This is a genomic window from Lelliottia sp. RWM.1 (genome assembly GCF_016859735.1).
Taxonomy (GTDB): Bacteria; Pseudomonadota; Gammaproteobacteria; order Enterobacterales; family Enterobacteriaceae; genus Enterobacter.
In genome coordinates, this window is sequence record NZ_WLVC01000074.1 from 1 (window position 1) to 9,601 (window position 9,601).

General features: G+C 60.4%; 12 protein-coding genes. 4 read left to right on the forward strand and 8 right to left on the reverse strand.

What is annotated here, in order from left to right; translation table 11 throughout:
- Positions 1–507 precede the first annotated feature (507 nt).
- From GF617_RS25585 to GF617_RS25605, 5 genes are read right to left on the reverse strand one after another with little or no spacing between them, the layout of a single operon-like run.
- Positions 508–732 carry a hypothetical protein gene (locus tag GF617_RS25585; RefSeq protein ID WP_033147147.1) on the reverse strand — a complete coding sequence of 75 codons (225 nt, stop codon included), beginning with the start codon at positions 730–732 and terminating at the stop codon, positions 508–510.
- A gap of 50 nt (positions 733–782) precedes the next feature.
- The gene (locus GF617_RS25590) at positions 783–1,103 is read right to left on the reverse strand and encodes a BrnA antitoxin family protein (RefSeq protein ID WP_045286807.1); all 321 of its coding nucleotides are present in this window, start codon (positions 1,101–1,103) and stop codon (positions 783–785) included.
- Complete coding sequence (locus GF617_RS25595) at positions 1,063–1,341, reverse strand: BrnT family toxin (RefSeq protein WP_015060221.1); 279 nt, start codon at positions 1,339–1,341, stop codon at positions 1,063–1,065. Before GF617_RS25595 ends, GF617_RS25590 begins: the two co-directional genes overlap by 41 nt.
- A 41-nt stretch (positions 1,342–1,382) precedes the next feature.
- A complete protein-coding gene (traI, locus tag GF617_RS27465; protein WP_142875129.1) occupies positions 1,383–4,055 on the reverse strand; it encodes a TraI/MobA(P) family conjugative relaxase in 2,673 nt (890 codons plus the stop codon).
- On the reverse strand, positions 4,036–4,356 hold the full coding sequence (locus tag GF617_RS25605) for a ribbon-helix-helix protein, CopG family (protein WP_021029055.1): 321 nt from the start codon (positions 4,354–4,356) through the stop codon (positions 4,036–4,038). The genes traI and GF617_RS25605 overlap by 20 nt, the downstream gene beginning before the upstream one ends.
- A gap of 309 nt (positions 4,357–4,665) precedes the next feature.
- Here GF617_RS25605 and GF617_RS25610 point away from each other — a divergent pair, with 309 nt between their 5' ends.
- The 4 genes from GF617_RS25610 to GF617_RS25625 are packed head-to-tail and all read left to right on the forward strand — an operon-like array spanning position 4,666 to position 7,080.
- A complete protein-coding gene (locus tag GF617_RS25610; RefSeq protein WP_021029054.1) occupies positions 4,666–5,022 on the forward strand; it encodes a hypothetical protein in 357 nt (118 codons plus the stop codon).
- A gap of 12 nt (positions 5,023–5,034) precedes the next feature.
- On the forward strand, positions 5,035–5,718 hold the full coding sequence (locus GF617_RS25615; protein WP_015060218.1) for a mobilization protein: 684 nt from the start codon (positions 5,035–5,037) through the stop codon (positions 5,716–5,718).
- Positions 5,711–6,361 (forward strand): DUF6753 family protein, encoded by a 651-nt coding sequence (locus GF617_RS25620; protein ID WP_015060217.1) that lies wholly within the window; start codon positions 5,711–5,713, stop codon positions 6,359–6,361. The genes GF617_RS25615 and GF617_RS25620 overlap by 8 nt, the downstream gene beginning before the upstream one ends.
- Positions 6,358–7,080 (forward strand): hypothetical protein, encoded by a 723-nt coding sequence (locus GF617_RS25625; RefSeq protein WP_015060216.1) that lies wholly within the window; start codon positions 6,358–6,360, stop codon positions 7,078–7,080. Before GF617_RS25620 ends, GF617_RS25625 begins: the two co-directional genes overlap by 4 nt.
- 24 nt (positions 7,081–7,104) lie before the next feature.
- Here the strand turns inward: GF617_RS25625 and GF617_RS25630 are convergent, their stop codons facing one another.
- The 3 genes from GF617_RS25630 to GF617_RS25640 form a co-directional block, all read right to left on the reverse strand.
- Entirely contained in the window at positions 7,105–7,932 is an 828-nt protein-coding gene (locus GF617_RS25630) for a 3'-5' exonuclease (RefSeq protein WP_011270172.1), read from the reverse strand.
- Positions 7,933–8,126: 194 nt separating this feature from the next.
- Positions 8,127–8,318, reverse strand: a complete 192-nt coding sequence (locus GF617_RS25635; protein WP_033147142.1) for a hypothetical protein — start codon at positions 8,316–8,318, stop codon at positions 8,127–8,129.
- Positions 8,318–9,229, reverse strand: coding sequence for a DNA-binding protein (locus GF617_RS25640; protein ID WP_064169966.1), 912 nt, complete (start codon positions 9,227–9,229; stop codon positions 8,318–8,320). The genes GF617_RS25635 and GF617_RS25640 overlap by 1 nt, the downstream gene beginning before the upstream one ends.
- Positions 9,230–9,601: the final 372 nt, after the last annotated feature.

Here is a 9,601-nt window from a genome sequence, read left to right on the forward strand (position 1 = left end):
CTGATGGATCCAACCCCTCCGCTGCTATAGTGCAGTCGGCTTCTGACGTTCAGTGCAGCCGTCTTCTGAAAACGACATGACAGGCCGCATGCTTAGCGTACGATTTTGTCCGTTTTCTCTACCGTCCCCATCCAGGGGCTGATCGGTCGCCAGCGCGACCAGAACCGGCTTGAGGTCATCATTCGTGCAGCGGACTCCTGATACTGTTCGTTCAATAGACGACTGCACAACAGCCTTCAAACCGCGTTGTCTGGTGCAGTCGTCTTCTGAAAATGACAAAAACCGCCCCTTGCGGCAACTGTCCAACAAACCACCGTTTGCTGAACACTTGCCGGGTTACGATGAAACACCAACAAATGCCGCTCACTGCCTGCCCTGCCACGCCTTCACGGCCTCGGCCTGCGCCTGTGCCGCATATCCTTCATCGAGACTGCCGAAGGTGTCCGCCGCTACCTCGTCCATTAGGGTCTGCAAGGCCGTGTCGGCACTATCCGCTTGCGCAACAAGTTAGGCCTGTCGGCGGGCTTCCATCGCTGCCTCGGCGGCTTGCAAGTCCTCTCGGTCTTGCAGTTCCTCCACGATGTTTTCGCGCCAAGTCGCATCACTGCCCGCCTCGTTGCATAGCTCGCTGAGACGCTGCGCGGCATCCTCTGAACGAGCAAAAAGCCGCGCACATCGCAGGATGCGGGCGGCTTCTTCCGGGTTGCCTCTGGCTTGGTCGAACAAGAGCATTTCGCCCACGGCGGCGAGGGCTTCAAGCTAAAGCTGCTTGTCGTCGCCGCTCATTTCGCGTGCGCCTTGTGCGCCTCAACGTAGGAGCGCAAAACAGCATTCATGCGCGACTGATAACGCTTGCCGGTGTGCTTGAAGAACTCCAACACTTCGGCATCAATGCGCAGCGTGATTTGCTTCTTGGTGTGGGGCAATTGCTCCGCTGCCTTCATCCAGACAGCATCAGGCAGATAGGGTGCATCGCTATAGTCGATCTGCTCATCCGGCATCGAGGCCACGGCATCCAGTCGCGCCTTCTGCTCGGCGCTCAACTGTGGCGGCTTCTTGAGGTCAAGAGTTCGCTTCACGATATTGCTTTCTTTCGTCGGCATTTGCTTTCCTCGCAGAGATAAGGCGGATGGTTTCCTCGTGTCGGACGGTGTAGACCACATACAGGACAGCCGAGTAGGCAAGCCCAATCGTTGCCCAACGATCTTCCCCGTAGTCCTCGCGTCCGTCGTAGGCTTCAACCCGCCCGGAGTCGTAAAAAACAAGCTCGGCATCCTCGAAGGAAACGCCGTGCTTTTTCAGGTTTCGTGCCGCTTTATCGGCGTCCCATTCAAGTTCCATTGTGTTCTTATTGTAGCGTCTTTTTGTAGTTACATCAAGTCTTATCGACTCATGCCGGGTGAGTTGTCGCGCTCGATCTTCTGCGCCTTGGCCTGCTCCTGCTGGCGTACAGGCTCGCGCCCTTCCAGCTTCTCCCACTGCTGGCGGTACTTCCCAAGCTCGGCGGCTTGCCGGTCGCCTGCGGCGCTGTAGGCATAGCGGGCGGTGCGCTGCGCGTAGTCGTTCCAGTCGCGCCCCTCGCCCTTCTGCCGGGTGGCCGGGGCGCACTGGCGGATAGCGCCCTCGATGGCGGCTTGATCGTGGCCGGTAACGCGCATCCGCACGGCAATCATGGAATCCACGCGGGACAAGTCCACCTCGCCGCCACGCTGCCGCTTGATCACGTCGCGGTAATGCCGCTGGTAAGCGTCGATCGCGCTGCCGCTGGCCGCTGCAAGCTCCAAGGCGGGCTTGGCTTTGCTGCGTTCTGGCTGCTGCGCCTTCAAGGCGGCCTGACGCTGATACTCGGCGTCGATCTGGCTGGACAGGGCCAGCGCCTTGACGCACTCGCGGCGCTCGGCCTTGAGCAAGCGCACTTCGGGATAGCTGCCGTCCTCGCGCTGGTGCTTGGGCTTGCGATTCTCGTAGCCGGGTGCGCGGTGCGGGTGGATGGCTCCCGATAGCTTCGGGTCGCCGTATTCACGGTTCAGGGCATCGCTCAGCCGGTTGCCCACGTCCTTGTCGTGGGCCGTCCCCAGCTTCGGCACGGTGATGATGGCCTGATAGTTGCCGGGGCTTGATTCCAGCACAACGGCGGGCCGGTAGCCGTCACGGATAAGCCGCTCCAGCTTCTCCCGGTTCATGTCGTCGATGAGGATGTGATGCTTCTTGTCCGATAGTGGCGTGTAGTAGAGGTTTTCGCCCCGGCGCTGTAGGCGCAGCATCTCCGGCGTGCGCTGCTCGATCTCCTGCGGCGTGAAGCCCCGCGTGATGCCGTCCTTCTTGTCGAGGATGAAGGTTTGCTTCCTTCCGTCTGCCTGCATCTTGATGGACGTTACCCGGTAGCGCTCCGCGCCTACCGCTTCCGCGTACAGCTCAAACTGCTTTAGCTGCTCCGATTTCATCGCCTGCGCCCTCTCCTGCTGTATCCGCTGCCGCTCCTGCTGGATGCGCTCCTGAAGCTCAGGATTCGTGATCTTGAAACCGTGCTCTGCTGCTAACTTCGCGCACATGGCCTTGTATTCGTCGTTCCCGGTTACGGTGAAGCTGCCCCACTTCTGCGCCGATAGCTGCAAGGCGGCAAGCGTGCTGTCCCGGTTGCGCCAGTCGTGAATATCGATGCTTTTTCCCTTGTCCACGAAAGACACACCCCCGCCCGCCCCCGCTTCTTCCTTCCGGCTGTAATGCACCTGCTGGCCCACGATTTCAGGCTGATAGGCGCGGATGTCTCGCGGCGTCGGCGGCTCGCCGCTCGCGCCCTCGATGCGCTGCGGCTCGCTGGCGCGGTGCCGCCACTGCTCGGCAAGCTCCGGGCTTTTCTGCATCCGCTGCCACTGCTCCAGGTCGGGATAGGGCCGGAACTGCTGCCGGTGCTGCTCGCGCTGCTTCTGGTGCTTCTCTTTCAAGGCTGCTTTCTCTGCGGCCTGCTCGGCGGCAATCACGCTGCGCATGGCGTTGAGCACTTCGCCCTTACCCTTCCAGTTGCCGCGCACGAGTTCATCGCGGCGGGCTTTCTGCTGCTCGGCAATCTGCTTGCGCTCCTGCTCCTGCCGCTTGTCCAGTGCCAGCTTGGCCGCGTTCTTTTCCGCGTAGTGCGCCTTGCGCCCGGTGATGTAATCCTTCCATCCCGGCACGTCTGGCTTGATCGGCTCTGGCTCGCGCTGTGCTACCTGCTGACGCTGCGGCGGCGGCTGGTAAGCTCCGAGTCGCTTTTGTAACTTGGATAGGCTCGCGTCCCGGTCTGCGCTGCTGGCCTTCACGCCAACATCACCGACAAAGAGCGTCGCCCCGCTGCCTGTTTTCTCGTAGCGCATCCCCTTGGCTGCTAACTCGCGGTGCAACTGCTCCCACGTCTGCGCCTTTTTGATGATCGGTGCGCCGTCCTCAATGGCGATGCGTTCGGCGGATTTCTCCCCGGTGCGGTTTTCCATGTCGCGCTTCGGCTGGGCTGGCTGGCGCGGCTTGTCCTTGTCGATGTGCTCCCGGCCTAACTCACCATTCTCCAACACCTGATAACGCCCGTTCTGCTCACGCTGCCAGCCTTGTGCGTTCTCGATTCGTGCTATCGCCTTGTGCGCTGCCTCAATGTCGAAGCCGTTATTGATCTTCACCACCTTGAGCGTTTCAGGATGCACGCGGTTGATGGCAAGGTGCAGGTGCAAGTTGTCCGTGTCGGCGTGCAAACCATAGATGGCTTGATGGTCTTTAACACCTAGCTCATCCATGAAAATGCTTACCGCTTCTTCGACCTGCTCCGGGCTGGGCTGCTCGCCTTCTCGCCAACTCAGGACATAGTGATTGATCGTGTCCTTGCTTCGCACTGCCTCTTGTGACAAGGCAATCATTTCTGCCGTCTGGCTCTGTGGTTCATCGGTGATGAATCCACGCGCCCCGGCATGGATGCACTTCTCCTGCGAGTTCTCACGCTCCGGCTCGCGGATGTAGTCGGTTAGGCGAGAAACGCGAACCGCCTTGCTTGCTGCCTTCTGCGGGTTCTTAACCTTCTTGACGATCACGGCTCAGTTTCCCGATGTAGGCTTTCAGGGCCACAAGTGCCCCGGCTGTGTCCTTGTTGTAAATGCCTCCGCTTTCGTTGTGGATGTGCTTGAGCAATCCACCGATGCGCCGCAGCTCCTTGAGCATCACGGCGTCGGCGTTGGCAATGATCGGCCTGCCGAAGTAGCGGCGGCGGACAAGCTCGGACATGCTCAACCCGGCAAGGTCGGCATCCTCTTTCAAGCGGGCCTTCTCCGCTGCGGTCAGCCGTACATTGATAACGGCGTCCAGCGGTTCCGGCCCCTGCGTTTCAAATGGCATCGTGTCTCCTTCTCGCCGGGGCGGGGGGCGGGGTGTGTCTTGGACAGTAAGAAGCGAGAGCGCCGCACTGTCCGGGGTCAAGGGGATACCCCTTGCAGGATAAGCCAGACCGTGAGAAGCGAAGCGCCGAATGGGCAGGCGTCCGTTGGAACCACGTGGCGAAGCCATGTGTGTTACAACGGTCATCCTGTATTGCTCATCCACTCTACTATCGTATCAGCAGTTTAGGTGCACGGGACGCACTTTGCAACAAGCACAAATGGCGCTATGCTGTCAACTCCGCAACAAGTAAGCAAAGGAGTTAGCACGATGAAGCATACGACAGAACAGCTAGAGGCTATCGCTGCAAAGCTGCGAGAGATGCCGCCAGTCGAGAAAAAGAAGCAAGAGCACAGCAAGCAAGATGCCGTGCGCATACTCTCGAAGGAAATCGCCTTGTTGCAAAAGCGTGGATACACGCTTGACCAGATTTCCGAGACGCTGCGCGGTGAAGGTCTGAGCATCGCAACTCCAACACTCAAGAGCTACCTGCAGAGAGCAAAGCCAGCGAAAAAAGCTCCGGTGCAAGCACCGGGAGACACACCCCGCCCCCGCCCCGCCGTCAAGAAGCCTGCGGATACATCAAAGGCGACATTCACCCCGAAACCTGACAGCGACGACATTTAAGGAGTAAGCAACATGGCGAAAAGCATTTACCTGATCGGTGGCAGCAAGGGCGGCGTTGGCAAGTCGCTTGTCACGATGGCAACGGTTGATTACCTGCAAGAGCGCGGCGAAAGCGTCTTGCTGATTGAGTCTGACACCTCTAACCCGGACGTATGGAAAGCCTATAAAGAAAGCACGGAAACGGAGCTTATCAATCTGGATGAGGCGGACGGATGGATTCAGCTAGTGAACTTGTGCGATAGCAAGCCGGATAGCGTCGTGGTAATCAACACGGCAGCACGGAATAACAAGGGCGTGAGCGCCTACGGTGAAACACTGAATAGCACGCTTGAAGAACTCAAGCGGAAGCTGGTCACGCTGTGGGTGATTAACCGCCAACGGGATAGCCTCGAACTGCTCAAGGAATACATGGACGCAATTCCGAATGCGGATGTTCATGTGGTACGCAATGGACACTTCGGGGAAGAAAATAAGTTCGAGCTTTACAACGGCTCCAAGCTGCGCACGGCGGTAGAGGAACGCGGCGGGAAATCGGTGACATTCCCGGACATGGCCGACCGTGTGAGCGATGACATTTACAGCAAGCGCATGAGCATTGCGGTAGCACTCAAGGAATTGCCCATTGGCAACCGTGCGGAGCTTACGCGGTGGCGCAACGAGGCCAAAAAGGTATTGGAGGCCGTAGTCCATGAGTGACCTAGACGACAGCTTTGCAAAGCTGCTCGGCAGGCAACCTAGTGACGCGGAGCGGCAAAGTCTTTACCGGGTTCGGGATGCACTCGGCCTGAAAAACAATGATGCGCTGTGGCTGGTGCTCATGGCCTTGCAACACTACCAAGGCCAGTATGAGAAGTTCCCGCAAGCGATAGCACAAGCAGCCAAAGATACCTTGGTCAATTTCAAGGTAACGGCGGATGCAACCGTGAAAGCATCAGCGGAAGCAGCCAAGGCGGATTTGGCGCAAGCGGTAGCAGCAGCAGCGCAAGAGGTCGCGCACAACACATCAGCAAAGCAGATGTGGCAGTGGGCGGCGGGCTGCATCGCCGTGGCCTTTCTGTGCGTCGGCCTGTTCGGCTGGTACATGCACAGCAGCGGCAAGGATTCGGGCTATCAGGCCGGATACGGCGCCGGATACGGCGCGGGATACACCGAAGCCAAGGACGAGAAAGCGGCGGCGGCATGGGCCAACACGCCAGAGGGGCGCTTGGCCTACCGCTTCGCTCAAACGGGAAGCCTCGCCAGCTTGGCGAAGTGCGATAGGCCGGGGTGGTACGTCGAAAAAGGCGTGTGCTACGTCAAGCCCGCATCGGATGGCACCTACGGATGGAGGTTGCCATGAGAATCAAGATCAAAGGAGAAATCACGGCAGAACGCCTAGCGGAAGCACTGCACGCAGCAGCAGAAAAATACGAAGCTGTGAGGCCGGGGCACAAGGTCTATGGGGCCAATCTTTACCTCACGGCATTCGATGCGGATGGTCTGCCTTTCGATCTGGTAGACCATCGCGGCGAACCGCTTTCGATCACCATCGAGGCCAAGTCTGGCGAACTGGTAAAACCAGCACTCACAGCAGAGGGTGAAGCACGCCGACAGAAAGCCAAAGAGGAAGCACGAAGGCAAGCTGAAGAAGCGGAAGCTGAAGCACAGCGCAGACACAGGCAAACCTTAGACGAATACGAACAGGAGCGGCAAAAACGACGGAAAAAGGAAGCCGAAGCAAGAAAGCAATTTGAGGACGCGAACGCAATCACTGCCGAACTCTTGAAAACCATGCCGGAACGCTTCATCGACGAACTGAACAAAACCGTGCAAGGCGTTTGGGACGACCTCAAGCCAACCGAAACGCAAGGCAAGAAGAAGGGCCAGCCGAAAGCACTACCAGTCTTTTCCGTCCATGCGGACGGCCTGTTGCTCTCCGTCGAGACATGGAAGAACCCACGCCGGGTGCTCAATCCGCTTTGCACACTTCAGCACGGAAAAATAGCCCCATTCTGGATGCACGAAGCGTGGTTAGAAGCCATGTGTGGGATGCGAATAAAGATTCATCCGTACAAATAAAGTCTCATTCTTTGAAATAGAGTTTCATCCTAAAACAGAGGGCAAAGCCTCCTGCGGGACGGTGGCCACTTTCGGCCCTGCCGGTCGCCGTCCGTTCGTGCGGCGCTGCAAGTATCGCAGCACACCCAGCGTCATGCGGGCGTCGGCAAGGGCGCGGTGTGCGCCGTCTTCTGCCACGCCGCAGTCGGTCGCAGCCTCGATCAGCTTCAACCATCGCCAGCGGTCGCGGCTCCGGTCGTACTCTCCATGCCACTCGGCATACATCAGCATCGCGCAAGCGGTCGTCAACACTGGCGCGGTGATTCCGTGTATCTGATAGGTCTGCCGCAGCAAGCGCGCATCAAAAGCGACGTTGTAGGCAACGACGGTTCGGCCAGCAACGGCGGCGGCGTACTGCTCGGCCACCTCGGGCCAGCTCGGCGCACTGGCCACCATGGCGTCGGTGATTTTGTGAATCGCTGTCGCCTCGACCGGGATTGGCCGGGTCGGGCGTACCAGCGTGTCGAGGATCGGTGCGCCGGTCACGTCGAGTATGGTTATCTCGCAAATCTCGGCGTCATCACCGAGGCCGGTGGTTTCGGTGTCGAGCACAATGCAGCCTGCGGCGATCAGGTCTTTTGCCTGCGCTGCGACGTGCTGGCGACGGACTTGGGCACGCCCAGGCATCCAGCGCCACGGCACGCACTCGGCTGGGTTGTACACATCATAAGCCCCCTGACCTTGCCAGACACTGCCAGCGGGCTTGGTGTTTAGTCCCGGCATGAGGCGGAGGCGTTCCTTGAGGTGCTTACGGCATAGAAGCCCCTTGGCCTCTGCTTCGGTCGGGGTGAGGTGTTTTCGGGTTTTGGGCATACGCCCCCCTTGTTGGTGTCTCAGTCCCGGCGGTAGTGGGCGACGATTCAGACGCTCGAAAGTATGAGACTTTATTTTCACGATTCAGGCCGCGCCCAATGCCACGCGATCCTTTCAGAATGACACTTTACCCGCCTGCCAAGCCTGAGTCTTTCAAAACAGTCCTGAAAATTGGCGTAGCTTAGGATGGGACTTTATTTGCATCCCACAGCTTCGCTGTCTGCGGCCTCTCTCGCCCACCATGCAGGCCGGGCGGCTGCGGATGACAGCGCCCCCACGGCCCACAATGCAAGCTCCTGATCGCCCAGGTTCGCAGCCTGCACGATCACCGCCCCAAGCTGCCGCAACTCATCGGACAGCGCCTGAAATTCTGCGGCGCTTGGCATCACTCGCCCCCCTTCCCTTTCGGTGCCTTCGTGGCCTTCTCGGCGGCCTCGGCTTTGTCCTGCTGCCGTTGCAGCGCCTCAAGCTGCCCGGTAAGTCGTGCGGCCTGCTCGCGGGCCTCTGCTGCCACCTTGCGAGCCTCGTCACGCTCGGCCTGCGTCTGCCGGGTTTCCTGCGCTGCTGCGGCGCGGGCGGTGTCGTGGGCCTGTGCAGCCTTGGCGGCCTGCTGCTCGATCTGCTCGGCGCGGGCCTCTGCGCGGCTCACACGGTCGGCGCACGCCTCCAGCTTGGCGGCCAGCACGGCGGCCTGTTGTTCGGCGGCGGTGCGGCCCTGCTGTGCCTCGGCCAGTGCGGCGCGTAGGCGCTCAAGCTCGGCGGCCTGCTCGCTCACGCGCTCGGCCTGCGCCTCGATCTTGTGCCGGGCGGTTGCCACCTCCAGCCGGGCAGACTCTGCCGCCTGCTGCTCGCGCTCGATGCGCTGCTGCGCCTCGGCCAAGTCGGCGGCCTGCTGGGCGGCTTTGCCTGCCAGCGTGTCGCGCTCAGTGGTCAGCACGGCCACCTGCTCGGCCAGCTCGTCGCGTTCGCCTTCCAGCACCTCGCCAGCGGCGGCCAGTTCGGCGGCCTCCGCCTGCGCCTGCACCAGACGGCCCTCGATCTCGCCGCGTGCCCGCGATGCGGCCCGCTCGATCTCGGCGGCAATGGCAGCGGTCAGCGCCTGCGGCAGTTCCGGCGCAGCGGCTGCGGCCACCGGGCGGGCCTCGCGCCACGCGGTCAAGTGCTTGTGAATAGTGTTCGGGCTGCCGGTGTCGCCCAGCTTCTCCCGCACCGCCCGGATGGTCGGCTGCTGACCCTCGCCTGCCAGCGCATCAGCGACGGCGGCGACCTGCTCAAAAGTGATGCCCTGACGTGCCATGATCGTTGCTCCTTTCGTACCATATCAGCGTAAATCGTACCAATACAGATATGATACGCAATACAGATACGATATGCGAGCGGTTTTCGTAACGTACCGCTGCCCGGTCGGCTGCTCGTTTTTGGTGAAACACCGTGCTGACGCCTCGCCTTCGGCTCGTTGTCGGCCAGAAACGGGCCTACAGCGCGTTTTGAGAGGGTAAGAAAGGGGGCAGGACGAAGGGCGAAGACCGCCACCCTGCCCCCAGAGCCTCACGGCGGCGAGTGGCCTCCGGCGGCCCTGCCGGGGGCATCTTGGGGTCGGTTCCGGCTGAGGGCGAAATGACACCCTAAGCTTTCGGTTCCTTGGGCCAAAGATATTCGCCAGTCAGTA

Bases quoted from the DNA above. Each gene is read 5' to 3' on its own strand.
- GF617_RS25585 (WP_033147147.1), bottom strand. From the start codon at position 732: ATGCTCTTGTTCGACCAAGCCAGAGGCAACCCGGAAGAAGCCGCCCGC.
- GF617_RS25590 (WP_045286807.1), bottom strand. From the start codon at position 1,103: ATGCCGACGAAAGAAAGCAATATCGTGAAGCGAACTCTTGACCTCAAG.
- GF617_RS25595 (WP_015060221.1), bottom strand. From the start codon at position 1,341: ATGGAACTTGAATGGGACGCCGATAAAGCGGCACGAAACCTGAAAAAG.
- GF617_RS25605 (WP_021029055.1), bottom strand. From the start codon at position 4,356: ATGCCATTTGAAACGCAGGGGCCGGAACCGCTGGACGCCGTTATCAAT.
- GF617_RS25610 (WP_021029054.1), top strand. From the start codon at position 4,666: ATGAAGCATACGACAGAACAGCTAGAGGCTATCGCTGCAAAGCTGCGA.
- GF617_RS25615 (WP_015060218.1), top strand. From the start codon at position 5,035: ATGGCGAAAAGCATTTACCTGATCGGTGGCAGCAAGGGCGGCGTTGGC.
- GF617_RS25620 (WP_015060217.1), top strand. From the start codon at position 5,711: ATGAGTGACCTAGACGACAGCTTTGCAAAGCTGCTCGGCAGGCAACCT.
- GF617_RS25625 (WP_015060216.1), top strand. From the start codon at position 6,358: ATGAGAATCAAGATCAAAGGAGAAATCACGGCAGAACGCCTAGCGGAA.
- GF617_RS25630 (WP_011270172.1), bottom strand. From the start codon at position 7,932: ATGCCCAAAACCCGAAAACACCTCACCCCGACCGAAGCAGAGGCCAAG.
- GF617_RS25635 (WP_033147142.1), bottom strand. From the start codon at position 8,318: ATGCCAAGCGCCGCAGAATTTCAGGCGCTGTCCGATGAGTTGCGGCAG.
- GF617_RS25640 (WP_064169966.1), bottom strand. From the start codon at position 9,229: ATGGCACGTCAGGGCATCACTTTTGAGCAGGTCGCCGCCGTCGCTGAT.